The 25,341-nt window shown below is 66.5% G+C and carries 18 protein-coding genes and 1 pseudogene; 12 read left to right on the top strand and 7 right to left on the bottom strand.

Features of this window, described 5'->3' with window-relative positions; all coding sequences use genetic code 11:
- The first annotated feature begins 440 nt into the window (after nt 1-440).
- Complete coding sequence (locus KHO41_RS08965) at nt 441-1,178, top strand: hypothetical protein (protein WP_211952924.1); 738 nt, start codon at nt 441-443, stop codon at nt 1,176-1,178.
- Between the two features lie 28 nt (nt 1,179-1,206).
- Here KHO41_RS08965 and KHO41_RS08960 read toward each other — a convergent pair whose 3' ends face one another.
- Both KHO41_RS08960 and KHO41_RS08955 read right to left on the bottom strand, forming a co-directional pair.
- Nucleotides 1,207-2,037 (bottom strand): enoyl-CoA hydratase/isomerase family protein, encoded by an 831-nt coding sequence (locus KHO41_RS08960; RefSeq protein ID WP_211952923.1) that lies wholly within the window; start codon nt 2,035-2,037, stop codon nt 1,207-1,209.
- A 68-nt stretch (nt 2,038-2,105) separates the two neighbouring features.
- A complete protein-coding gene (locus KHO41_RS08955; RefSeq protein WP_211952922.1) occupies nt 2,106-3,257 on the bottom strand; it encodes an acyl-CoA dehydrogenase family protein in 1,152 nt (383 codons plus the stop codon).
- Nucleotides 3,258-3,507: 250 nt separating this feature from the next.
- On the opposite strand from KHO41_RS08955, the gene KHO41_RS08950 reads away from it, so the two are divergent.
- Both KHO41_RS08950 and KHO41_RS08945 read left to right on the top strand, forming a co-directional pair.
- Nucleotides 3,508-4,284 carry an enoyl-CoA hydratase/isomerase family protein gene (locus tag KHO41_RS08950; RefSeq protein ID WP_211952921.1) on the top strand — a complete coding sequence of 259 codons (777 nt, stop codon included), beginning with the start codon at nt 3,508-3,510 and terminating at the stop codon, nt 4,282-4,284.
- Nucleotides 4,285-4,374: 90 nt separating this feature from the next.
- Complete coding sequence (locus KHO41_RS08945; protein WP_211952920.1) at nt 4,375-5,922, top strand: class I adenylate-forming enzyme family protein; 1,548 nt, start codon at nt 4,375-4,377, stop codon at nt 5,920-5,922.
- Between the two features lie 93 nt (nt 5,923-6,015).
- Here KHO41_RS08945 and KHO41_RS08940 read toward each other — a convergent pair whose 3' ends face one another.
- Nucleotides 6,016-8,697 carry a LuxR C-terminal-related transcriptional regulator gene (locus KHO41_RS08940; protein WP_211952919.1) on the bottom strand — a complete coding sequence of 894 codons (2,682 nt, stop codon included), beginning with the start codon at nt 8,695-8,697 and terminating at the stop codon, nt 6,016-6,018.
- A gap of 222 nt (nt 8,698-8,919) precedes the next feature.
- Between KHO41_RS08940 and KHO41_RS08935 the strand changes: the two are divergent.
- The 4 genes and pseudogenes from KHO41_RS08935 to KHO41_RS08920 all read left to right on the top strand — a co-directional run bounded on the left by KHO41_RS08935 (nt 8,920) and on the right by KHO41_RS08920 (nt 12,483).
- Nucleotides 8,920-9,853, top strand: a pseudogene (locus tag KHO41_RS08935) (SDR family oxidoreductase).
- 26 nt (nt 9,854-9,879) lie between these two features.
- Nucleotides 9,880-10,323: a MaoC family dehydratase N-terminal domain-containing protein gene (locus tag KHO41_RS08930; RefSeq protein ID WP_211952918.1), complete on the top strand. Its 444-nt coding sequence runs from the start codon at nt 9,880-9,882 to the stop codon at nt 10,321-10,323.
- 10 nt (nt 10,324-10,333) lie between these two features.
- The gene (locus tag KHO41_RS08925; RefSeq protein ID WP_211952917.1) at nt 10,334-10,756 is read left to right on the top strand and encodes a MaoC/PaaZ C-terminal domain-containing protein; all 423 of its coding nucleotides are present in this window, start codon (nt 10,334-10,336) and stop codon (nt 10,754-10,756) included.
- A gap of 32 nt (nt 10,757-10,788) precedes the next feature.
- Nucleotides 10,789-12,483, top strand: coding sequence for an AMP-binding protein (locus KHO41_RS08920; RefSeq protein WP_211952916.1), 1,695 nt, complete (start codon nt 10,789-10,791; stop codon nt 12,481-12,483).
- Nucleotides 12,484-13,376: 893 nt separating this feature from the next.
- Here the strand turns inward: KHO41_RS08920 and KHO41_RS08915 are convergent.
- The 4 genes from KHO41_RS08915 to KHO41_RS08900 form a co-directional block, all read right to left on the bottom strand.
- Complete coding sequence (locus tag KHO41_RS08915; protein WP_211952915.1) at nt 13,377-14,375, bottom strand: tripartite tricarboxylate transporter substrate binding protein; 999 nt, start codon at nt 14,373-14,375, stop codon at nt 13,377-13,379.
- A gap of 99 nt (nt 14,376-14,474) precedes the next feature.
- On the bottom strand, nt 14,475-15,662 hold the full coding sequence (locus tag KHO41_RS08910) for a lipid-transfer protein (protein ID WP_211952914.1): 1,188 nt from the start codon (nt 15,660-15,662) through the stop codon (nt 14,475-14,477).
- A 29-nt stretch (nt 15,663-15,691) separates the two neighbouring features.
- Nucleotides 15,692-16,831 (bottom strand): acyl-CoA dehydrogenase family protein, encoded by a 1,140-nt coding sequence (locus tag KHO41_RS08905; protein WP_211952913.1) that lies wholly within the window; start codon nt 16,829-16,831, stop codon nt 15,692-15,694.
- A gap of 88 nt (nt 16,832-16,919) precedes the next feature.
- Nucleotides 16,920-19,688 (bottom strand): LuxR C-terminal-related transcriptional regulator, encoded by a 2,769-nt coding sequence (locus tag KHO41_RS08900; protein WP_211952912.1) that lies wholly within the window; start codon nt 19,686-19,688, stop codon nt 16,920-16,922.
- A gap of 247 nt (nt 19,689-19,935) precedes the next feature.
- Here KHO41_RS08900 and KHO41_RS08895 point away from each other — a divergent pair, with 247 nt between their 5' ends.
- The 5 genes from KHO41_RS08895 (at nt 19,936) to KHO41_RS08875 (ending at nt 24,872) form a co-directional block, all read left to right on the top strand.
- Nucleotides 19,936-20,931 carry a Bug family tripartite tricarboxylate transporter substrate binding protein gene (locus KHO41_RS08895; protein WP_211952911.1) on the top strand — a complete coding sequence of 332 codons (996 nt, stop codon included), beginning with the start codon at nt 19,936-19,938 and terminating at the stop codon, nt 20,929-20,931.
- Between the two features lie 189 nt (nt 20,932-21,120).
- Nucleotides 21,121-22,092 carry a Bug family tripartite tricarboxylate transporter substrate binding protein gene (locus KHO41_RS08890; protein ID WP_211952910.1) on the top strand — a complete coding sequence of 324 codons (972 nt, stop codon included), beginning with the start codon at nt 21,121-21,123 and terminating at the stop codon, nt 22,090-22,092.
- 30 nt (nt 22,093-22,122) lie between these two features.
- The gene (locus KHO41_RS08885) at nt 22,123-23,289 is read left to right on the top strand and encodes a CaiB/BaiF CoA transferase family protein (protein WP_211952909.1); all 1,167 of its coding nucleotides are present in this window, start codon (nt 22,123-22,125) and stop codon (nt 23,287-23,289) included.
- A gap of 33 nt (nt 23,290-23,322) precedes the next feature.
- Nucleotides 23,323-24,108 (top strand): crotonase/enoyl-CoA hydratase family protein, encoded by a 786-nt coding sequence (locus KHO41_RS08880; protein WP_211952908.1) that lies wholly within the window; start codon nt 23,323-23,325, stop codon nt 24,106-24,108.
- 8 nt (nt 24,109-24,116) lie between these two features.
- The gene (locus KHO41_RS08875) at nt 24,117-24,872 is read left to right on the top strand and encodes an SDR family NAD(P)-dependent oxidoreductase (RefSeq protein WP_211952907.1); all 756 of its coding nucleotides are present in this window, start codon (nt 24,117-24,119) and stop codon (nt 24,870-24,872) included.
- The last annotated feature ends 469 nt before the right edge of the window (nt 24,873-25,341 follow it).

Raw genomic sequence — 25,341 nt, 5'->3', positions numbered from 1 at the left:
AATTCGCCCCTTTGGGGCAACCAAAACGCGTTTTTGGTTACTTTTGTCGCTCGGACAAAAGTGACTCGCCGGCTACGCCGGCGAAACAGCAGCGCCAGCGAAGAGCGACAACCCGGCCCCACTGAGAAGCCTCCGCCGGCTACGCCGGCGAAACAGCGGCGCATGCCAAGAGCGATAACCCACCCCCAACGAGAAGCCCCGTCGGCGAACCCGCCGAAACAGCGGCGCCCGCCAAGAGCGATGCCCCGTCCCCACCAGAACCTCCCATCCCCCCCAAACCAGGAACAACGATCAATGAAAAGCCCAAGAAGATCAGCTTGGCTGACAGCTTCTTCCGTGTGACGGACAATTGAACCGTCCACAGCCGCGGTACGCAAACAATGGAACATCCGCCACGCCGCGGCCACTGCGTAGCTCCAAGCAGAACACATCCCCTGCAAATGAACCCGAGTCCCGAACAGCCCCGCACCGCAAACGACCTGACGTCCTTTTTCTGGAGTGGCGACGCCATCCGCAGCCGGAGCGTGAGCAACACGGTGATGGTGGGCGCCGTCGACGTGCCTGCGCCACCGGCACGTCTCGTCGCGGATTGGGCACGCGAGATATCCCACATGACACTGGAAGCTGGCGACGTCGAAGTCATGCCGCTGGCGCGAGCGCGAACCCGCTGGCCGGAATACTCGCAATGCGTACGGGCAACAGACGACTGGACAAGCGCGCTTGGACTACCCGGTGTCCTGGCCTCCAGCGACGTGGCGCTCATGGTTTGCCGCGGCGCGCGGTACCACCATGATGGTGAGCAGTATGGCGGCGCGGCGTTCTGCAATCTCTTCCTGAGCGAGGACAAGGGACAGGACGTGCATTTCCCGTCGCTGGGGCTTCGCATTCCGCTGACACGCGGTACGGTCCTGATCTTCGATACCTGCCAGCCGCATGCGGTGATTCCACGCGGCAGCCATGCCTTCGATGCAGCGGACTTTCCGAACAGCCAGGATTGCACGCAGCTATTCCTGACCTGGGAGCTTCCGATCGAGGATGCGCGCGTCGCCAACGCACTCAACGTTGCCTTCGACACAGACCAGCCGGCCGCGATGCGCGCCGACGACGAGCAAGTGCGGCGCGCTGGCGAGAGAGTTAACGTCCGCCCGGACTCGGGCACGTGGTACAGGGCGGACTAGGCGCGTTTGGTCTCGTCCGAATCCTGCGCTACCTACGGCGGTCCCAGTCGAATTTCGCCGGTTCGCCGCGCAGGAAGGCCTGCACCGCCTCGCCGTAATATGGCGCCGCCGCGGCAACGGCCTGTGCCTGGGCCTCCACCGCCAGCATCGTGTCATACGGCGCCTCGAACGTGGCGTTGAGCGCGCTCTTGGTCAAGGCCATGGCTTCACGGGGCCCATCAACGAATCGCGCGGCAAACCGGCGCGCGTCTTCGGCCAGCGCATCGGCCGGGTGGATCGCATGCACAATGCCGAGCTTGTGCGCCTCCGCCGCGCCCACGCGGCGCCCGGTCATCATCAGCTCCTTCGCCATGCTCAAGCCCACGGTTCGCGGCAATGCGTACAGCGCGCCCATGTCCGGCACCAGCCCGATCTTGACAAAGACCATCGAGAACGACGCGCGCTCCGACGCCAGGATGAAATCCGCGGTCAGCGCAATGGAGAACCCCGCACCGGCCGCCGCGCCATCCACCGCGGCAATGACGGGCACCTCCAGGTCACGAAGCCGCCGCAGCCAGGTATGGGCGCGCAATACGCGCCGGCGCATGGCTTCCGGCTGGCGCGCTGCCGGGTCCGGATCGTCACGCATGGCCAGCAACGACTTCAGGTCGCCGCCCGCACAGAAGCTTCCGCCCGACCCCGTCAGGATCAGCGCCCGGATGCTGCGGTCGCCTTCGACGATATCGAGCATGTCGACATAGTCCTCCTTCAGTTCCGGCGTCACGGCATTGCGGATCTCAGGCCGCTGATGCGTAAGTTCCGCGATGCCATCGCGAATGCTTAGCGTGGCGTTACGTAAGCTATGTTCCACAGCTGCCATCTGTTGTCTCCTCTATTTTTTTGTCGGGCACTTTGCCCGGCGCGACTCGTCATTGGTATGGGTCCGCGTCAGTCCGCCAGGTTCCGCGAGATGATGACCTTCTGGATATGGCTGGTGCCCTCGTAGATGCGGGTCACACGCGCATCGCGGTAATAGCGCTCGACCGGGAAATCAGTCAGGTAGCCATAGCCGCCGTGGATCTGGATCGCCTCGGAACACACGCGCTCGGCCATCTCGCTGGCAAAGAGCTTCGCGATGGAGGCCTCCTTGTTGCAGGGTGCGCCCGCCACGTTCAACCGCGCCACATGCAGCATGTACTGGCGCGCCACGTCCACGCGCGCAGCCATGTCGGCGAGGTCGAATGCCACGCCTTGCAGCTTCAGGATCGGCGCGCCATACGCTTCGCGCTCGCCGGCATAGCGCACCGCCGCATCGAGCGCCGCGCGCGCCACGCCCACCGCCACCGCCGCGATGCCGATGCGTCCTTGTGACAGGCCGCCGAGCATGCGCTTGTACGCCGCGCCCTCTTCGCCGACGATGTTTTCCAGCGGCACGCGGCAGTCTTCCAGCGTGATCGCGGCGACGTGGGCGGAGCGCTGGCCCATCTTCTCCTCGACACGCGTCACCTTGAAGCCCGGCGTGCTGGGGTCGACGATAAACATGCTCGGACCTTTGCGGCCTTCTGGCGTCTCCGTGGCGGCCGTGACGGCGATCGCGAACTTCGCTTCGCTGCCGTTCGAGATGAACTGCTTGCTGCCGTTGAGTACGTAGTGAGAACCCTCGCGGCGGGCGGTCGCGCGATATCCCGCAGTGTCGGACCCGGCCTGCGGTTCAGTCAGCAGCCCGCAGGCGATCGTCTCGCCCGACGCAAGCCCCGGCAGGTATTTGCGCTTCTGCTCGTCCGTCCCATAGCGGCGGATCTTGTCGCCCATGCCGTTGTGCACATGCAGGATCGTGGCGAAACCGGCGTCCGCGGCCGCGAACTCCTCGATGGCCAGGCAGTATTCGGTGAAGGTGGCGGCCGAACCGCCATATTCCTCGGGGACCAGCATGCCGAGGAAGCCCAGCTCCGCCACCGCCTTCAGCTCGGCGCCCGGCCACGCTGCGGCGCGATCGCGCTGCGCGGCGGTGGGCGCCACCACTTCCTGCGCTACCTTCCGCGCGGTGTCGCGGATCATCACTTCACGTTCGGTCAGCAGTGCGGACGATGTATCGGTCATGTCAGGTTCCTTTGGATTCGGTTGCGATTCCGGAATCACCCACGGTGGATTCGGGGCGAAATCTTCCGGCATTGCGAGGCTGACTGAATCATGTGGGCTGCACCGTCCCCCTGTCCCCCCGCTGTTGGACGGGGGACGCGCCCGCGACCACCACCCCGTCCACGAGAGGGGTGCCGGCCGCCGGGGGTCTTCCTAGACTGGGCTTCACGTGCCACCGATGTGGCGTCCCACCCCACCTGGAGGAATTCCCATGAGCTTTATCCCGAGCCGAGACGGCGCCGTCGCCTGGCTGACCCTCGACCGCCCGCAGGCGCTCAACGCCATCACGCGTGACATGTTCTTCGCCATGACCGCGCAACTGCGCCGCTGGCGCGAGGACGACGAAGTACGCGTGCTCGTCCTGACCGGCACCGGCCGCGCGTTCTGTGCGGGCGCCGATCTCAAGCAGAGCCACAGCGCGACCACGCCGGAGCCCGGCGAGAAGGACTCGCTGGACATCGTGGTGGAGTTCTTCGACACGCTGCGCGCCTTTCCCAAGCCGGTGATCGTCGCTGTCAACGGACTGGCACTGGCGGGCGGCATGGAAGTCGTGCTGGCCTGCGACATCGTGCTCGCGGCGAAATCGGCCGCATTCGGTGACGCGCACTCGAACTTCGGCGTATTCCCCGGCGGTGGCGGCGCGGCCGTCCTGCCGCGCAAGGTGCCCGCCAATGTGGCGCGTTACCTGCTGTTCACCGGCGACTCGCTCGGTGCCGAAGAGATGAAAACCTACGGGCTGGTCAGCGAGGTGATTGCCGACGACGACCTGCGCGCCCGCGCCCAGCAACTGGGCGAGAAACTCGCCGCCAAGAGCCCGCTCGTGCTGGCGCGCATGAAGCGCGTGGTGGCCGGCGCGCTAGACAAGTCGACCGCCGACGCCCTGCGTCATGAAGTGCTGGAACTGCGCGACCACAAGCGCTCCTGGGACATCCAGGAAGGCTTGCGCGCGTTCGTCGAGAAGCGCACGCCGCAATTCCGCGGCATCTGATCCATATGGCGCGGCGGCCAGGCGAAAGGCCTTGCCGGCCTCCGCCGCGACTGCACACGCCGCTTCCATCATCACCGAGGAGACAACCCGATGACCGCAATCCCCCCACGCTCCATTGAGCTTTGGGCGCAGAAGAAGCCGCACGAAGCGGCCATAGCCGAAGGTTCGGACAGCCTGACGTGGGCCGACCTGGACGATGCCGCCAACCGTGCCGCGCATGCGCTGCGCGCGCTCGGCGTCGGCCCGGCCGATGTCGTCGCCGTCCGCATGCATCCGCGCATCGAATGGGGCATCGTGGCCGGCGCGCTGGCCAAGCTCGGCTGCGCCATGGTGGGGCTGAACTATCGCCTGACGCCCGGCGAGATCCGCCATGTGATCGCCGACAGCAAGACCACCGTGCTGGTCTGCGACGATGCGCAGCCCGCACAGCTCCTTCCCGCGCTCGAAGGCCTCCCGATCAAGCTGGCAATCTCGGTCGACGCCGATTGTCCCGGCTTCGTGCCGTACGCGCGGCTGCTGGAAGGCCGCGGCGAAAAGCTCTACGCTGAGGCGGACCCGCGCCTGATCATCTACACATCGGGAACCACTGGCCAGCCCAAGGGCGTGGAACTCGACCGGTCGGCCGATCTTGACGAAGCGGCCCTGCGCGAGTTCCTCAAGAACCGCGTGATCTACACGCCGTTTTCCGACCACGACGTCACGCTGATCAACATGCCGTTCCACCACGCGGCGGGGCCGATGCAGTTCTGGGCGTCAATGGCGCAGGGCAACAAGGTCGTGCTGCAGCGCCGCTTCGACGCTGAAGACACGCTGCGCATCATCGCCGAGCATCGCGTGAGCCACTGGACCGCGGTGCCGACCATGTTCAAGCGCATCGCGGCCTTGCCGCAGGCTGTGCAGGATGCCGCGGATCGTTCGTCGCTGCGTGAAATCCGTACCGGCACGGCGCCGATCACGCACGAACTCAAGGACTGGATCCTGCGCTACTTCGGCGAGCACCTGCTGCACGAAGTGTATGGCGCCAGCGAGATCGGCGTGGTCGCGGTGCTGCGTCCCGAGATGCAACGGCACAAGCCGGCGTCATGCGGCCTGCCACTGCCTTACGCCAAGATCGAGATCCGCGATGCCGATGGCAGCGAACTGCCCACCGGGCAAGCGGGCGAAATGTGGGTGAAATCGCCAGTCACCATCAGCGGCTACCTCAATGCGCCGCCGCTCGGTCCGGACACGCTCGATGCCAACGGCTTCTTCCGTACCGGCGACGTGGGCTACAAGGACGAAGACGGCTTCCTATACATCACCGATCGCGCCAAGGACATGATCATCGCCGGCGGGGTGAACATCTATCCCGCCGAGATCGAGGCCGTGCTGCAGCGGCACCCGGCGGTGCTGGACGCAGCGGTGATCGGCGTGCCCGACGACGAGTTCGGCGAGCGGGTGTTCGCATTCTGCGAGCTAAAACCGGGCAAGAGCACCGACGGCGCCGCGCTGATCGCGCATTGCGAACCGCTGCTGGCATCGTACAAGCGCCCGCGCCAGGTCTTCATCATGGAAGAACTGCCCCGCAACGCCATGGGCAAGTTGCTGAAGAAGGACCTGAGAGCGCCTTACTGGAAAGGCAAGTCACGGCAAGTGTGAGCCATCTTCCGGGCATACCCTGCCGGCGGCAGCAGGTCATCTTCGCTGCCAGACCTCGTTAGCACTCCGCCCCGCATTTGCGGGGCGGTGCGTTCAACGGATCAGCTCGTGCTGGCGCGCCTGGACCATCGCGTCATAGCGGCTCGATACGTCCAGCTTGGCGAAGATATTGCGCAGGTTCCACTTCACGGTCTGCAGTGTGATGCCGAGCGCAAGGGCGATGCGCTTGTTCGACATCGCCTGCGCGACCAGTCCCAGGATTTCCGCCTCACGCGGCGTGAGTACGCGTCGCACCGACGCCGTCGCCGGCGCCCCGCATGGCGTGGGCGCCGGGTGCGGGCACAGCTTTTCCCAAAGCATCGCAACATAGGCGCCAGGCGTTGCTTGCGTGCCTGCGCGCCGTAAGCGCTCCAGCTGCGTTGCCGCCAATGCGCCCTCATCGACGAAGGTGCGTACCAGACCCAGCCGCGCGCCGCGCGCAAACGCCGCCGTCGCCGCCGCCAGCGCCTCCTCTTGCCGGCCGAGACCGTCAAGCGCGCCGGCCCGTAGCAGGTCGATCAGCGCCAGCGCCTGGCCACGGCAAATAGCCTGTGCCTCCGTGGTTGCCGTCTCCAGCAAGCGCAAGGCCAGCCCCGGCTCCGCGTGGAGCGCCAGGCGAGCGGATGCAATGGCGGCAACCATGACGATTTCTTCGGACGACCCGCCGGCGCAGCGGCGCCGTTCGGCTAGCTGCCGGAGTTCACGGGCCGCGTCTTCCGCGCGCGTATGATCGCCAAGTCCGAGGCAGATACGCACCTGCTCGGCAAGCAGGTGCGACATCGCGCGATCGAGCCCGATCTCCCGCAGCCGCGCCGCCTGCTCGCGCAGAAACGCCAGCGCGATCTCCGGGCCTTCGCGCAGCAGTGCGAGCCGCGCGCGGCAAAGCGCATTGCGCATCACCACATCGGGACTCGTGGAGCGCAGCAGGTTGGTCCGGTTGGCGATCGCTTCCTGCGCGTCGTCCGGGCGATCGAGCTCGTAGCAGGCGTCGGCGAGAAACGGCGCGGTCACGCTCGCGCAAATCGAATGCGGGCCGTAGAGATCCAGCGCGCGTGCATGCAGCGACGAAGCGTGCTGGCACGCTTCACTGGCATTTCCATCAAGCAGCAGGATGCGGATGCGCGCCGTCTCGGCCACCAGCGCGATTTCGTCGTTGCGCTGGCTGGCCGGTGTCGGATAGCGGTCGAGCAGGCGGCGGGCGTCGTCAAACCGTCCGACCGCCGCATAGGCCGTGGCCAGCACCGACACCATCACGTAGCGCAGGAATGCGTCGGCGGGCACCGCGTCCAGCCGCGGCTCCAGCAATGCGATCACCTGCGCCGAATCATCGCGCTGCAATGCCACCACCGCGCGGATCAGCGACAACTCGCGTTCTCCGATCCGGGCGCGATGCGCTTCGTCGCGCTGGCTCCAGTCGACCAGCCAGCGTTCCACGCGCGCATGGCGCGCGGCCAGCGCAAAGGTCAGCGAGGCCAGGAAGAACAGGCTTGGGTGGTCAAGCAGCGTTTCTTCCGGAAGGCGATCCAGCAGGCGCAGGGTCGGCACGATGAATTCGAGCGACCAGACGGCCGGCGCACTCCCTTCGATCACCTGCACTGCCAGCGCCGTGTCGCCCACAAGCGTGGCATGCCGTACCGCTTCGGCAAGCAGGCCATTGTCGGCAAACCATTGTGCGGACCGGCGGTGGATTTCCGCGACCCTCGCTGCCCCATGACGCGCCACGCGTGCGGCGAGGAATTCCGAGAAGAGCGGGTGCAGCCGATACCACAGCTGCGCGTCACCGGTCTCCACGCGCGAGATCAGCAGGCTCACTTCCTCCATGCGCTTGAGAAGCTCCGCCGCGCCCGTGTCGCCGGTGATCGCTTCCGCCAGTGCCGGCGTGACCCGGCGCAGCATCGAAATGCCCTCCAGGAATGCAACGGAGGTGGCCGGCAGCAATGCCAGGATTTCCTCGCTGAGGTACGTCTGCAGGTCGCTCGAACGGCGCAGCACATCGCGCAATGCGGTGCGCGGATCGCTCTTCTGCCGCAGCATGGCCGCCACCAGTTGCAGGCAGGCGGGCCATCCGCCCGTGATCGTGTAAGCCTGTGCCACTTCGTCGGGCCCGACGCGCCCGGCACGCAGCAGGTCGTCGAGAAAAACGCGCGTCTCGCCGATGTCGAACGGCAGCTGCGTGGCGTCGAGCTCGATGACCTGGTCCATCACCCGCAGCCGGCTCAGGCTGAACGGCGGCAGCACGCGCGCGACGATCACGATGTGCAGGTTCGGCGGCGCGAAATCGATCACGCGTTGCAGCAGCTTGTGCGCCCACGCATCTTGCACGTAGTGATAGTCGTCGAGCATCAGGTACAGCGCTTTCGGCAACGCCGCAGCGCCTTCGACGATGAGCGCCGCTGTCGTCTCGATGAACGCCGCACTGCCCTCGCCAATGGCGGGTGCGCAGGCGCCGATCACTGAGATCCGTTGCAACGCGGCAAGCAGGCCCGCGCAGAAATCGGCAAATCCTTCGTCGTCGGGAGTCAGCGATACCCAGACGACATCCGCCCCGGCATTGAGGCAATGCTGCCGCAACTGGGCGAGCAGCGTGGTCTTGCCGTAGCCCGGACTGCCCGTGACGAGCGCGAGCTTGCGCTCGTCGACCCGCGCCAGCACTTCGAGCAGGCGTGACCGGACCACGTACCTGGCGCCTATGCGCGGCGGAGCGAACTTCGTCGATACGATGGGGCGATGGTTCATACGATGGCCAATACATTCGTCCTGCGCATCGTATCGGAATGCCGATACATGCGGGGTATCAGCCGAGACACGGACTGTATTGATGGCCGCGGCACTGGAATCGGCCACCAACTGGCCTATCCGGCTAGTGGCAACCGCCCGCCCTCCCGAAATAATCAATCCGTCAGTCAGCATCAACACCGACTGGACGCACATCCCAACCGATTTCGAGAGGAACACCGAATGCAACAGCTCTGCAAGGACCGCGTGGTCGTCATCACCGGCGCCGGCCGTGGCCTGGGTCGCGAATATGCGCTGGAGTTCGCCCGCCAGGGCGCCAAAGTGGTGGTCAACGACCTCGGCGCTTCGCCCGATGGCAGCGCGAACGTCGCCGGCCCGGCACAGGAAGTGGTCGAGGAGATCCGCGCCATGGGCGGCCAGGCCGTCGCGAACAACGATGACGTGGCCGACTGGGACGGCGCGAAGCGCATGGATCCAGACTGCCATCGACACGTTCGGCGGCCTCGATGTGCTGGTCAACAACGCCGCCATCCTGCGCGACCGCATGCTCGTCAACATGGAAGTGGAAGACTGGGATGCCGTGATCCGCGTGCACCTGCGCGGCACCTTCGCGCCGATGCGCCATGCCTGCGCCTACTGGCGCGACGAATCGAAGGCCGGCCGCCAGCGTGCGGGCCGCGTGATCAACACCTCGTCCTCGGCCGGCCTGTTCGGCAATATCGGCCAGACCTGCTACGGCGCCGCGAAGGCGGGCATCGCGTGCATGTCGAACGTGGCTGCGATGGAACTGGGCCGCTATGGCGTCACCGTCAACACGATCTACCCGAGCGGCACCACGCGCCACACCGAGCACCTGATCAAGAGCGGCCGCCTGAACCCCGCGTTCAACGCCGTCGACGGCTTCGATGCGATGTCCCCGGCCAACGTCGCGCCGCTCGTGGCCTGGCTCGGCAGCACCGAATCGGGCGACATCACGGGACGCGTGTTCGGCAGCCGTGGCGGACGCATCACCGTGGCCGAAGGCTGGCACGCCGGCCCGCACATCGAGAAGCCCGGCCGCTGGGACGCGGCCGAACTCGGCGCGCTGGTGCCGGGCCTCGTGCGGCGCGCGACGCCGAACGCAACGCTCGATGGCGTCATCCCGGCCGCCGCCTGATCCCCGTCGACCACCGGAGACCCGCAATGCTCGACAAGAACCTGATCGGCCACAGCTTCGGCCAGCGCAGCATCAAGGTAGAGGAATGGGCCGTGCGCTGGTACGCGCGCGCCATCGGAGAGACCGACCCGGTCTACCACGACGTGGCCGCTGCCCGCGATGCCGGCCTGCCGTCGCTGCGCGTGCCGCCGACCTTCCTCTCCTGCATGGAAGGCTGGCTGTTCAATACCTTCGACCTGCTCGCGCTGGCGAAGGTGGAGCCCTCGCGCGTGCTGCACGCCGAGCAGCAGTATGACTACCACGCTCCCGTCTGCGTCGGCGACACGCTCACCTACGAGCCGCGCATCGTCGACGTCTATGACAAGAAAGGCGGCGCCCTCGAGTTCCTCGTCAAGGGCACGCGCATTACCAACCAGGACGGCGTGCACGTGGCGGATGCGCGCTCTGTACTTGTCCAGCGCCAGATCTGAAGGAGACCCCATGACCCGACACGCCACCCTGGGCGACTTCCAGCCCGGCGACACCATCCCCGACCTGCAGGTCCCCGCCATCACCCGCCGCACGCTGGCCATCTATGCGGGTGCCTCGGGCGACCACCATCCGCTGCACATCGATTCCGACTACGCACGCGAGGCGGGCCTGGGCGACGTATTCGCCCACGGCATGCTGTCGGCCGCCTACCTCGGCCGCCTGGTCACCAACTGGGCCGGAGCGGGCCGCCTGCGCACGCTGAAGATGCGCTTCACGGGCATCACGCACCTGCGCGACGCGCCGCATTGCACGGGCCGCGTCAGTGAGCGTTTCGAGCAGAACGGCGAAACGCACCTGCGCGTCGAGATCGCCTGCGCCAACCAGGACGGCGAACAGAAGATCGTCGGCGAAGCGGTGGTCGCCATCGCCTGATCCCCACCCTCCGGCCACCCAACCACGCGCCCATGCCAGAACTGATCCGACACCTCGCGCACTGGCCCTCCGGGGTCCCGCGCACGCTGGACGTAGCAGATTGCAGTCTGTTCTCCCATCTCGAAGGTTCGGCAGCGCGGCTGCCGGACAAGCCCGCCACGGTGTTTTACGGCAAGCCCACCACGTTCCGCGAGATGCACGCGGCCGCGGTGGCGCTGGCGGGCTATCTGCAGCAGCGGCTTGGCGTGCGGCGCGGTGACCGCGTGCTGCTGCTGATGCAGACCTGCCCGCAGTTCTATGCCGCGTTCTACGCGGTGATGCGCTGCGACGCCGTGGTCGTCGCCATCAACCCGATGAGCACGCCCGACGAGATCGCCTACTACGCGGACGACTCGGGCGCCCGCGTGCTGCTCGCCACGCAGGACATGGCCGACCGCGCGATCCCGTTGCTCGACAACGGCACGCTCGACGCCTGCGTGGTCGGTGCGCTATCCGATTTCGCCGGCACGCCGGACGCATCGCCCTGGCTCGAGATTCCCGCCATCGTGCAGGAGCCGCGGCGGCCGATGCCGCACCCCCGCTGCCACGACCTGGCCGCCGTGCTGGCCGCCGGCCTGCCCTGCGGCCCGACGCTGGCCAGCGGCAGGGATCTCGCGGTGATCGGCTATACGTCCGGCACCACCGGCAAGCCCAAGGGCGCGATGCTCACGCACCGCAACTTCTGCTACACGCTTGCACACCGCGCGCACTGGCAATGCGACCGCGAAGACGAGGACGAGCTGCTGGTCCTGCCGCCGAGCCACCTGGCCGGCATGCGCGTCATGCTGCAGGCGGGCCGCATCGGCCGCACGCTGGTGATGCTTGCGCGCTGGGATGCCAAGGCTGCCGTAGAGCTGATTCACCGTCTGCGCATCCGGTCGTGGCCCGCCGTGCCGACGATGCTTTCGGACGTGATGGGCGCCGCTGATGCCGGCGAGCATGACCTTTCGTCGCTCACACGCCTGTACGGCGGCGCTGCCGCAATGCCTGAAGCGCTCGCCCGCGAACTGCAGGAACGCCTTGGGCTCGTCTTTCTCGAAAGCTACGGCATGACCGAGTTCTGCGGCCTGTCGCTCAGCAATCCTCCTCAAGCCGCGCGGCGGCAGTGCGCGGGCGTGCCGGTGATCAACTGCGACGTGCGCGTGATCGACCCGATCACGCTCGAAGAACTCGGCCCCAACCAGCCGGGAGAGATCGTCATGCATGGCCCGACGCTGTTCGCGGGCTACCTGAACAAGCCCGAGGCAACTGCGGAGACGCTCGTCGACATCGAGGGCAAGCGCTTTTTGCGCAGCGGCGATCTTGGTTATCACGACGAGAACGGCTATTTCTACGTGACTGACCGCCTCAAGCGCATGATCAACAGTTCCGGGCTGAAGGTATGGCCGGCGGAGATTGAATCGGCGCTGTATGGGCACCCTGCCGTGCAGGAAGCGTGCGTGATTGCCGCGCGCGATCCGCATCGCGGAGAAACGGTCAAGGCTGTCATTGTGCTGCGTTCCGCGGCGCGCGGCACGGTTAGCGGTGATGACCTGACGGCCTGGGCGCGGGAGCGGATGGCGGCTTACAAGGTGCCTCGCCTGGTGGAGTTTGTTGATGCGCTGCCGAGGACGGCGACCGGCAAGATCTTGTGGCGGGTGGTGCAGGAGGAGGAGGATCGGAGGGAGAGGGAGGGGGCCGTGGGATAAGGCCAGTGCTGGGGTAGCGGTGTCGTGATTGGCAGGCGCCGCTGTTTCGCCGGCGTCGCCGGCGGGGGCTTGTCGTTCGGGCTGGGTTATCGCTCTTGGCAGGCGCCGCTGTTTCGCCGGCGTAGCCGGCGACCTACTTTTGCCCGAGCGGCAAAAGTAGGCAAAAGCGCGTCAAGAGGTTGCCCCAAAGGGGCGAATTTTTATCGTAGTGTGCCAGAGGTGTTGTACGGGTATGGGCTTCAGAGTGATTTACGCTGCCTGCCGCGTGGGGCACCACCGTGGTCAGAATTACCGCGCTGATTGAACGAGCCCTGCAAGCGTCTGTGGACCCTGCTGCGAGCGATATCGGGTGATCGAGCTCTAGTCTGGACACGAAGGCCCAAGGCAAACCACGCCTCGGTGAAGATGCCCACGCGACATGCGCGAATTAAAGAGAGGAAATGGACCTCGGGTGCCAGCGATGTTGATGAGATCGCATCCAGACGTCGACGTGCGCGCAGCGCAGCCGAAGGCGTCCCACCGAGAACGCTGTTGAAAGGCTGTACCTATACGTGGTCGGGGCTCGTTCAACAGTCGGTTGGCGTCAGGCACAGCGCTGAAAACCTACGCGTAGCAGGGTCGAACGGCTGACCACCATCGCAGGCGTCCAAAGCCGTTTGAACCCCTGCCGCCGTGGAATTGATGGCCAGCGGCAACGACGCGCTTTTCTGCCTACTCTTTTGTCGCTCGGACAAAAGAGTAGGTCGCCGGCTACGCCGGCGAAACAGCGGCGCATGCCAAGCACGATAACCCGGTCTCAACCAGAACCCGCCGGCTACGCAAGCAGAAACGGCGGTGCCGGCCAAGAGCGATACCCCCCGCAACTCAGCCAACACCCCATCAACCTCCCCTTTTTACCTCTGCGCCGCCTGCAACTGCTGCGCAAACGGCCGATAGTGCACCGTATCCGCATCCACCAGCGCCCGCAGCTCCTTCCCTGACACCGCAAACACTTCCGCCCCCACGTTCTCCGTCACGAACCGCACATACTCGGGCCGCTTCATCGCCTTGATCAAAGCCGCCTGGATCGCCTGCGCAACAGGCTCCGGCGTCTTGCCGGCAACGGCGATGCCGGTCCAGCCCACCAGCTCATACTGCTTCACCCCGCCTTCGGCCACCGTTGGCACAGCCGGCATCACCTTGAGCCGATCCTTGCCGGCCACCGCGAGCGGACGCAACTTGCCTGAGGCGATCAGCGGCGTTGCCCCGCCCACATCGACCATCGCCACATCAATCGTGCCGCCAATCAGGTCTGCCTGCAGCGGCGCGGCGGTCTTGTAGGCCACCTGGTTGAACGTCACGCCCGCCATCTGCTGCATGCGTAATGCTCCGAGCCGATAGTAGGCGCTGTAGCTGCCCATGCTGACCGAGCCCGGCGCCTGCTTCGCCGCGGCGAGCACATCCGCCAGCGTCTGGAAGCGCGACTCGCCACCTGTGACCAGCAGCGCCCCGACGCGCATCATGCCGGCCACGGGACGGAGGTCGCGCTGCGGGTCATAGTTCGTGGCCGAGTTGGTCAGGGGGTTCAGGATCATCGAACTCGGCGAGATCATCAACATGGTGTACCCGTCCGCCGGCGCAGCCAGCAGCGCCTGCACCGCCACCAGCGAGTCCGCTCCCGGCTTGTTCTCCACGATGATGGACTGCCCCAGCTCTTCTCCGGTGAGTTTGGCCAGCAACCGTGCGCTGGTGTCGGCGCTACTGCCGGGACCGAGCGGCACGAGGAACCTGATCGGCCGCGAAGGCCACGTTTCGGCATGGGCGACGCCGACGCCGGGAACCAGCGACGGAATGCCGGGCAACGCTGCGGCCAGCGCAAGTGCGAGCAGGCGGATGCGGTATCGCTTTGTCATGAGTGTCTCCTGTATTGGAATCTTGGAATTCTGGAATCGTTGGAGCAGCGGGAGCCGCCGGACCGCCGCAGCGGCCCGGAAGGAATGAAACGCGAGGGATCAGGTGCGGCCGTACAGCGTCACCACGCACGCGCCGCCGAGCCCGAGGTTGTGGGCGAGCGCCAGGCGCGCGCCGTCGACCTGCCGCTTGTCGGCGGTGCCGCGCAACTGATGCGTCAGCTCGTAGCATTGCGCGAGCCCCGTGGCGCCCAGCGGGTGCCCCTTGGACAGCAAACCACCCGACGGGTTGATGACCACCTTGCCGCCATAGGTGTTGTTCCCCTCCTGCACGAACTTTGCGGCGCCGCCTTCCGGACAGAAGCCAAGCGATTCGTACAGGATGACCTCGTTCTGCGCGAAGCAGTCATGCAGTTCGCACACATCGATGTCATCGGGGCCGACGCCGGCCTTCTCGTAGACCTGGTTGACCGCCGCGCGCGTCATGTGCGAGCCGACCCAGCTCAGCATCGACGGCGGGTGGAAAGCCTCGGGCGGATCGGTGGTCAGCGCCTGCGCCTTGATCTGCACGTCGGTGCGCAATCCATGCTTGCGTGCGAACTTCTCGGACACGACCACGGCAGCCGCCGCGCCGCACGTCGGCGGGCACGCCATCCATCGCGTCATCACGCCGGGCACGATCACGGTATCGGCCATGACCTCTTCCACCGTGAGCGGCCGGCGGAAGATCGCCAGCGGATTGTTGACCGCGTGGCGGCTCGCCTTGGCGCGCACGGCGGCGAAGGTCTCCATGCGCGTGCCGTATTTCTCCATGTGCTCGCGGCCCGCTCCGCCGAACGTACGCAACGACTGCCCGAGGTGGCTCAGGTCCGACGTCAGCGAATGCAGCACCGGCAGGAAGCGCACGCGCGGCGGCGGGCGGTCGTCCCAGTGCATCTTCAGCGCGCCCGGCTGCATCTGCTCGAAGCCGACCGCCAGCGCGCAGTCGGTCTCGCCGGACGCCACCGCCTTGCGCGCCAGGTACAGCGCGGTCGAACCCGTCGAACAATTGTTGTTGACGTTGACCACAGGAATGCCGGTCATGCCGACTTCATACAGCGTAGTCTGGCCAGACGTCGAGTCGCCATAGACGTAGCCTGCATAGGCTTCCTGGATCTGTTCATAGCCGATGCCGGCATCGGCCAGCGCTGCACGAATCGCGTCAGCGCCCATCTCGAAGTACGGCTTGCTCGTGCCAGGCTTGACGAAGGGCGTCATGCCGACGCCTGCGACAAAGACTTTCTCGCTCATGATGTGTTCCGTTCCGTGGGAGTCGTGAATTACAGCTTGCGCGCGATCAGGTCGCGCAAGACCTCGCTGGCGCCACCCGCAATGCGCGACACACGATAGTCGGTGAACGCGCGCCCGATCGGGTACTCGCGCATATAGCCGTAGCCGCCATGCATCTGCACCATGTCGTCGATGCACTTCCACATGGTCTCGGCCGCGAACAGCTTGGCGATGGCGGCTTCCTGCACCGTCAGCCGGCGCTTCATGTGCTCGCCGATGTAATAATCGACCATTGTGCGCACGGCAACGGACTGTGCCTTGATGTCCGCGAGCTTGAACTTGGTGTTCTGGAAATCCCAGACCGTGCCGCCGAACGCCTTGCGATCCTTGACGTAGTCCACGGTGATCTCCAGCAGGCGCTCGATGGCGGTGGCCGAATACAGCGCGATCAGCAGCCGTTCCTGCGGCAGTTCCTGCATCAGGTAGGAGAAGCCCTGGTTTTCCTCGCCAAGCAGGTTGTCCGCCGGTACGCGCACGTTGTCGAAGAACAGTTCGGCGGTGTCGGCGCCTGGCTGGCCGACTTTCTCGAGCTTGCGCCCACGCCTGAAGCCCGCACGGTCCGCTTCGACCATGATCAGGCTCACGCCCTTCGCGCCGGCCGACGGGTCGGTCTTGCAGACCACCATCACCATGTCGCAGTTCAGGCCGTTGCTGATGAAGGTCTTGCTGCCGTTGATGATGTATTCGTCGCCGTCGCGCACGGCAGTGGTGCGGCAGGCCTTCACGTCGGAGCCGCCACCGGGCTCGGTGATGCCAACCGCCATGATGGTCTCCCCGGCGCACACCGACGGCAGCCAGCGGCGCTTCTGCGCCTCGGTGCCGAGACGCACGATGTAGGGCGCGATGATGTCGGAATGGATCGAGAACCCCGCGCCGGAAATGCCGGCCCGGTGCATTTCCTCCATCACGATGGCCGAGTGACCGAAGTCCCCGCCGCCGCCGCCGTACTCGGCCGGCACCGAGACGCACAGCAGGCCTTCGCGGCCGGCCTTGAGCCAGGTCTCGCGGTCGGTGCGGCCGGCGCGGTCCCACTCGGCCTGGCGCGGCGCGCACTCGCGCTCGAAGAATCGCCGCGCGGTCGGGCGCAGCATTTCATGGTCTTCACGAAAGACGTTGCGAATGACGTCCACTGGAGGCTCCTTGTCGATGAATTGGAATCTCCGGCGCGTTTGCCCGCACGGGCAATGCCGGATGACTCATCTTGGCCTGCCGCCCCGCTCAGTTCACTAGCCGTATTGGCGAGCCGTGCCGTCCGGACAGCGCCAGATCGCGCATGCGCGCGACCGCCTCGTCGCGCTCCGAGACGCCGAGCTTCCCGTAGATCTTGCGCAGGTGCCACTTGACCGTGTGCGGCGTCACGCCAAGCACGCGCGCGATCTTCTTGTTTGGCATGGCCTGCGCGACGAGGTCGAGGACCTGCCGCTCTCGCGCATTGAGGATGTCGTCCGTCATCTCTGCCTGCGCAGGCTGCGGCGTTGTGTCTTCCCTCACCCCTGCGTCCAGCAGGCGCCTGACGTAGAACGCCAGCACCGGGTCCGGCGCGTTGTCGCCTAGCAGGTCGCCAAGCAGTGCCGGGACGCCCGCCGCCGCATCGAGCAGGCTGCGCACCAGCCCTAGCCGATGGCCGAGACGCAAGCTCTTGAGCGCATGGCGCCGGGCGGCCTTGCGGTCACCACGTCGCGCTTCGGCTGAGGCAAGCGTCATATGCAGCGACGCCACGCCGGCCCACCGGCCGATTGACGCCGACAACGCGAGCAGCGGCAGGCCGCGCGACACGGCGCCGTCGAAGTCCTGCCAGTGCAGGCACGCTTCCACCCGTGCACGCTCGCAGACACGGCGGATCTCGGCGGCGGTGCCGTGGCGCGCATCGGCGTGGCGTGCGCCGAGCGCGTCGATCTGCCCGAGCACGGCCATCGCCTGCGTCGTCTCGCCCTGCGCGTGATGCAGGCGCAACCGCAGTGCCAGCGCCTGGGCCTGCGCGCGTTCCTGCCGGTTGCGCGTGGCGTAGCGTTCCAGGCGCTCGAGGCAGGCCAGCGCCGCGGGACGGCGGCCGAGCGTCCAGTGCGCGTTACAGAGCGCTATCAGCGCGCGCAGCGCACCGTCGGGGCTCGATATGCGCTCCAGCACGTCAAGGCGCGGCTCCAGCAACTGGCAGACGGCTTCGAGTTCGTTGCCTTCATACAGCGTCTCGCCAAGCAGGCCCTCGGCCAGTCCCGCCACATCCACCGACGCCGGGCCCTGCATCGCACAGGCCTGCTGCACCTCGCGCAGCAGCGCTTCGGCGCGGACCATCCGGCCTTCCAGCGTCAGGCTCAACGCTTCCATGGCAAGGCTGACCAGCCGCCGCGCGGCGGTCACGTTGTGCTGCGCCGCGTCTCGCAGGACGGCGCGTGCCGTCTCATAGCGGCCGTCGTACATATGCATCCACGCCAGCAAATGCGCCCGGCCGGCAAAAGCAAAGCCCTGCGCATCGTGCGGAATGGCCTCCAGTTCCGGACGGATGGCGCGCACGATCTCGGTGTCGTCGCCCTGCATGGCGGAAGCGCCGCGCAGCAGCCAGACGGAGAAACGCTCGTGCGGCGCCATGGTGTCTTGCTCGGCTTCGAGCCGTGCGAGCGCGGCGTGCATCGCGTCGAGGTCGCGCGCGTACATGCTCAGGTAAGCGGTGATCATGCGCAGCCGGAACCGCGCCTGCACTTCCGCCTCGGGCAACTGGCGCATAAGGCCCGCAAGCTGGGCCAGTTCGCCCTGCCCCATCATGTCCAGCGCGCAGGCTTCCACTACCTCGGCGGCCGCGCAGGCTTCGCCCGCCTGCACGGCATGGCGCACCGCTTCGTCGAGATGGCCGCGTAGTTCGAACCAGCGCCACGCCGCCTTGTGCAGCGCTTGCCGTGCGGACTCGGGCTGCCCTTGCAAGCGCTCCAGCAGCACTTCGCGCAGCAGCGGATGAACCCGGTACCAGGCCTCCTGGTTTGCGCCGCTGACCTGGCTGATGAACAGGTTGTCGCCGTCGAGCCGCGCCAGCCGCGACATCATGCTCGCCACCGCATGCGGCTGCTGCATCAGCGTGGCGCACAGCGATGCGCAGAAGCGGTTGCAGGTAGCGGCGCGCGTAAGCAGGTCGAGATCGTCGGCGGCGAGGTTGGCCAGTACCTCGCGCTCGAAGTAGGTGGCAAAGGCCGCCGCGTCGCGCACCTGGATGCAGGGGTAGCCGGTGCCACGCTTCGCTTTCAGGTCGACCGCGAACAGCTGCAAGCCGGCGACCCAGCCGTCGGTGAGCTGGTGCAGCATGCGCGCATCGCCCGCGTCGATGCGGCCCAGATGGTCCCGCAGGAAGCGCTCGGACTCGTCCTGCGAAAAGCGCAGGTCCTTGAGGTCGAATTCGCTCAGCTGACCCTGGGCGCGCAACCGTGCAAGCGACAGCGGCGGCACGCTGCGCGTGCCGAACACGAGATGCAGGTTGGGTGGCGCGTAATCGAGCAGCCATTGCAGCACCTGATGGCTGCGCGGATCCTCAAGGCAGTGCGCATCGTCGATCATCAGCACCAGCTCGCGCGCGCGGGTGGCAATGGCGTGGACCACCGTAATGACGCAGTGTTCGAGCACGGCCTTGCTGCGGTCGCGGCCCACCAACGCAGTGGCTTCGGCGACCACCGCGGCATCGACCATCGCGATGGACGCCAGCAACGCGCCGAAGAACCGCGTCAGTTCATTGTCCTCGGTGGCTACCGTCAGCCACGCCACGTCGAAATCCAGCGTCAGCAACCCTTGCCGCCAGGCGACCAACGTACTCGTCTTGCCACTGCCTGCAGGCCCCTGAACGATCACGCAGCGCTGACGCCGTGCGGCCAGCAGGCGTTCCTGCAACGCATCACGCGGCACCAGCCGGCGTGCGGCGCGCGGCGGAACCAGCTTGGTACTCGGGACAGCTTCGATGGCGCGGCCGATCGGCGGCGCAGGCACTGCGGATGCAAGGCTCTGGGACACGGCAGCCGAATTCCATGTGGCAGGGAGATGACCATGGTGGTCCGACACGGCGCACGTCAGCCCTACCCGTCTCGGGTGGCATGGCGCATCGCGTTTCGCATGAAGCAGCCAATTGGCAGCAGATACACGCGCTATATCGGGCGAGACAGCGAATGTATTTCCGATGCCGATTCGCCTGTCTTAGCATTGGCCGGCCGCGCCCTCGACGGCGCGGGCGATCACCACGAAAAGAAGGCTGAGGAGACACATGGATTGGAGATGCATTGCACGGCGCTGGACGGCAACTTCGCTGCTGATCTGCGCAGGACTGGCGGCTACGCAACCGGCCACGGCAGCGACGGCCGACAGCGACTACCCGAACCGTCCGGTCAAGCTGATCGTCGCCATGCCGCCCGGTGGCGGCCTCGACACCACGGCACGATACATCGCCAAGGAACTGTCGGAGCGATTCCGGCAACCGTTCGTGGTCGAGAACCGTCCCGGCGGCAACAGCTTCATCGCCGCGAAGGCAGTGTCGGGCTCGACGCCGGACGGCTACACGCTGTGGCTCAGCTCGAATTCGCCGATGGTGACGAATCCGGCCGTGTTCCTCAACCTGCCCTACGATCCCGTCAATGACTACACGCCGATCGCCCGGCTCGTGCGGCTGCCGCTGGTCATCGTGGTCCCGTCCACGTCGCCGCACAAGACGCTGGAAAGCCTGATGGCCGCAGGCCGCGCCGCGCCGGGCAAGCTGACTTACGCAAGCGGGTCCGCGACGTATCGCGTCGTGCTCGAACTGGTCAACGAGCAGCACCACGTCAAGGCAAACGCCATCCCGTACAAGGGCACCACGCCCGCCATCACCGACCTGGCCGCCGGCAACGTGGACTATTCGATAGGCGAGATCAATGCCGTACTGCCGCTCGTGCGCAGCGGCAAGGTCCGGATACTGGCCACTACCGGCTCACGCCGGCTGAAAGAGCTTCCCGACGTGCCCACTGTGGCCGAAGGGGGTGCTCCGGGCTTCGACTTTGACGGGTGGATTGCACTGTATGGTCCGGCGAAGATGCCGCCGAAGCTGGTGGACGCGCTGGCGCAAGCCGCGGACGCCGTGCTCAGGAAGCCGTCGACCACTGCCGTGATAGACGCAATGAGCGGCGTCGTGTATCCCGGTGGACCTGCCGAGCTGAAATCCTTTCAGGCCGCGGAGTTCGAGCGCGCGCAGAAAATCGTCAAGACCGCCAATATCCCACGCGAATAGCGCAGCGGCATGCGCGGCGCGGGGCTTGAGCACCGTGCTGCGCTTGCCTCGGCCGAGCAGGTTCCCGCGCGATACAAACGCTGTATTGCTCGACATACCAAAAGTATTTTTCGGATTGCCGCCGCTTCCGTAGCATCGGGTCACACCCAAATGCCCGGCAACAACGTGGCACCACAGCAAGGAGACCCCATGGCATTCGACGAGTTGAGGCGGCGCCTCATGCTGGCGTCGCTGGCACTGTTCACACTGCCGGCCGCGGCCCAGACCGCTTACCCGACCCATCCGGTCAAGATCATCGTTTCGTTGCCGCCCGGAAGCGGCGCGGACTCCACCGCGCGCTTTATCGCGCAGCGCCTGAGCGAGACGTTCCAGCAGCCGTTCGTGGTCGAGAACCGGCCCGGCGCGAACGGGTTCATTGGCGCCCGCGCCGTGGCATCGGCCGCGCCTGATGGCTACACGCTGTTCGTCGGCAGCAACTCGACCATGGTGACCAACGCGGCGCTGTTCAAGAGCCTGCCGTACGACCCGGTGAAGGACTTCGTGCCAGTGGAGCGCCTGGCCCGCTTTGCGATGGTGGTGGTGGTCCCGTCGACCTCCCGATTCAAGAGCCTCGGCGATCTCGTTGAGGGGATCCGCCAGGCTCCCGGCAAGCTCAACTACGCGAGCGGAAGCGCGGGCTACCAGGTCTACACGGAGATGTTCCACGAACGCTTCCACCTGAAAGGCAATGCGATCGCCTACAAGGGCACCGCGCCCGCCATGACGGACGTGGCTGCCGGCAACGTCGACTACGCGATTGGCGAGATCAGCTCGGTCCTGCCGCTGATCCGCGCCGGCCGCATCCGTCCGCTCGCCGTGACCGATTCGCAGCGGCTCAAGGACCTGCCACAAGTGCCCACCGTGGCCGAAAGTGGTGCGCCCGGCTTCGACGTGACGGCATGGACCGGCGTCTTCGCCCCGGCCAAAGTGCCCGACCAGATCGTCAAAGCACTGTCCGACGCGGTGCGCAATGCCATGCAGCAACCTGACAGCGTGAAATTCATCGCCGGCCTCGGCGGCACCGTGGACCCTGGCAGCCCGCGCGAACTGCGCAAGTTCCAGCTCGCCGAGATCGCGCGCACGCGCGAGATCGTCAAGAGCGCAGCCATTCCGGTCGAGTAAGCGCGCAAAACGAGAGCACGAGAGGGGAACATGCAAGAACAGAAGAAAGGCCCGCTGGCAGGCGTCCGGATCATCGAACTGGCCGGCATTGGCCCGGGCCCGCTGGCCGGCATGATGCTGGCCGACATGGGTGCCGAAGTGCTGCGCATCGAGCGGCCCGGCGAGACCGACCTCGGTGTGAAGCGCGAGCGCCGTTTCGACCTGATGCTGCGCGGACGCAAGTCGATCGCGCTGGACCTGAAGGACCCGCAGGCCGTGGCCGCCGTGCTGGATCTGGTCGAGTCGGCCGATGCGCTGATCGAGGGCTTCCGCCCGGGCGTCACGGAGCGGCTCGGGCTTGGCCCCGATGCCTGTCTCGCGCGCAATCCGAAGCTGGTCTATGGCCGCGTCACCGGCTGGGGCCAGACGGGTCCGCTCGCGCACACCGCGGGGCATGACGTGAACTACATCGCACTGACCGGCGCGCTCAATGCCATCGGCCAGCGCGGCCAGCCGCCCGCGATTCCGCCGGCCTATCTCGGCGACTTCGCAGGCGGCGGCATGTTCCTGGTGGCTGGCGTGCTCGCCGCGCTGATCGAAGCCGGCAAATCGGGCAAGGGACAGGTGGTGGACGCCGCCATCGTGGACGGCGCCGCCGCGCTCGGCAGCGTGTTCTTCGGCCTGGTGGCCGCGGGCCAGTGGAATCCGGAACGCGGCACCAACGTGCTCGACTCGGGCGCACACTACTACAACGTCTACCAGTGCAAGGACGGCAGCTGGATTTCGGTGGGCCCGATCGAGGCGCGCTTCTATCGCGACCTGCTGGCCCGCCTTGACATCGATCCAGCCAGCCTCGGCGAACAACTCGACCCAGCCAATTGGGAAGCGTCGCGCGAGCGCCTGGCGGAAATGTTCCGCACTCGCTCGCGCGACGAATGGTGTGCGCTGCTCGAAGGCACCGACGCGTGCTTCGCGCCGGTGCTCAGCTATGAGGAAGCGCCGCAGCACGCCCACCTGAAGGCACGCGAGACTTTCGTCGAGATCGACGGCATCGTGCAGCCTGCCCCTGCCCCGCGCTTCAGCCGCACGCCATCGGCGCTGCCCACGGCGCCGCGCGCTCCCGACGTGCGCGATTACGCCCACACGCTTGCAGGCTGGGTGCCTGCCGCGCGGATTGCCGAATTGCGCGCGCTCGCCGAAAAAGCCGGCCGGGACTGAATACCGGCAAACCTGTTTCCACGACCAAAGACCATGAGCAATTTTCTTGATATCCGCCGCGATGGCCACGTCGCCATCGTCACCATGAACCGCCCGGAGACCCGCAACGCGGTCTCCGACAACGACGCCGTCGATGCACTGGTCGCCATGTGCGACGCATTCAACCGCGACCATTCCGTGCGCGTCGTCGTGCTGACGGGCGCCGGCACTGCATTCTCGTCCGGCGGCAACCTGAAGACGCTGCGCGCCACCTTCGGCAGCGATTCCGGCGAGCCGGTGAATGCGCGCTACGCCTACCGCGAAGGCATCCAGCGCCTGCCGCTCGCCCTGGCAAATCTCGAAGTCCCCGTCATCGCCGCCGTGAACGGCCCGGCGCTCGGTGCCGGCAATGATCTCGCATGCACCTGCGACATCCGCATCGCTTCCGAGAAGGCTGTCTTCGCCGCCACGTTCGTGAAGCTGGGCCTGATCCCGGGTGACGGCGGCGCATGGTTGCTGCCGCGGGCCATTGGTGCATCGCGCGCGGCCGAACTGTGCTTCACCGGCGACACCATCGACGCCGCCACGGCGCGCGAGTACGGACTGGTTTCGCGCGTAGTCCCGCACGACAAACTGCTGCCGACCGCGCTGGAACTCGCCCATCGCATCGCCGCCAATCCGGGGCATGCGCTGCGCATGTGCAAGCGGCTGCTCAAGGAAGCCCAGCACGCGCGGCTCGACACCATCCTCGAAATGTCGGCCGGGTTCCAGGCGCTGGCGCACCATACCGCCGAACATGAAGCCGCGCTGGATGGCTTCCTCTCACGCATCAAGGGCTGAGGAACGTCATGGAGATTCGCGATAACGTCTTCATCGTCACCGGCGGCGCATCGGGACTTGGCGAAGCCACTGCCCGGATGCTGGCCGCGGCTGGCGGCAAGGTGGTCATTGCCGACATCAGCGCGGCCGGCGAAGCAGTGGCTGCCGAGATCGGCGCACGTTTCGTCCGCTGTGATGTCGCCAGCGAGGCCGATGGCACCGCGGCCGTCAACGCCGCTGCCGCGCTGGGCCGTCTGGCCGGCCTGGTCAACTGCGCCGGCGTCGCGCCGGCTTGCAAGACCGTGGGCAAGGATGGTCCGCATCCGCTTGAAGCGTTCGAGCGCACCGTCCGCATCAACCTGATCGGCACGTTCAACATGGTCCGGCTGGCCGCGGCCCACATGGTGAACAACGCACCGGACGCCGACGGCGAACGCGGCGTGATCGTCAACACGGCGTCGGTGGCTGCGTTCGAAGGACAGATCGGACAGGCAGCGTACGCGGCCTCCAAGGGCGGCGTGGCCGCGATGACGCTGGCCATTGCGCGGGACCTCTCCCGCGATGGTGTGCGCTGCGTGACCATCGCGCCGGGCTTGTTCGAAACGCCGATGCTGCTCGGCCTGCCGGAAGCCGTGCGCGACGCGCTCGGCAAGATGGTGCCGTTCCCGTCGCGCCTGGGGCGACCTTCGGAGTATGCGAAGCTGGCTGGAGCGATTATCGGGAACCCAATGATCAATGGCGAGGTGATCCGGCTGGATGGGGCGATTCGGATGCAGCCGAAGTAGTTGGAACTGGGACTTTATGTTCTCGGGGTTATCGGGCTTGGCAGGAGCTGCTATTTCGCCGGCGTAGCCGGCGGGGGCTTGTCGTTCGGGCTGGGTTATCGCTCTTGGCGGGCGCCGCCATTTCGCCGGCGTAGCCGGGGGGGGGCTGGTTGAGGGCGGGTTATCGCTCTTCGCTGGCGCGGCTGTTTCGCCGGCGTAGCCGGCGAGTCACTTTTGTCCGAGCGACAAAAGTAACCAAAAACACGTTTTGGTTGCCCCAAAGGGGCGAATTTTTATCGTAGTGTGCCAAGGGTGTTGTACGGGTATGGGCTTCAGAGTGAATTACGCTGCCTGCCGCGTGGGGCACCACCGTGGGTAGAAATACAGCGCTGATTGAACGAGCCCTGCAAGCGTTCGTGGCCCCTGCTGCGAGCGATATCGTGTGATCGCCTTCGGCTGCGCTACGCGCAGAGCTCAAGTCTGAGCACAC

Origin of the sequence: Cupriavidus numazuensis, from assembly GCF_905397435.1 — a bacterium.
GTDB lineage: Bacteria > Pseudomonadota > Gammaproteobacteria > Burkholderiales > Burkholderiaceae > Cupriavidus > Cupriavidus numazuensis.
This window is presented reverse-complemented; position numbering and strand designations above follow the sequence as displayed.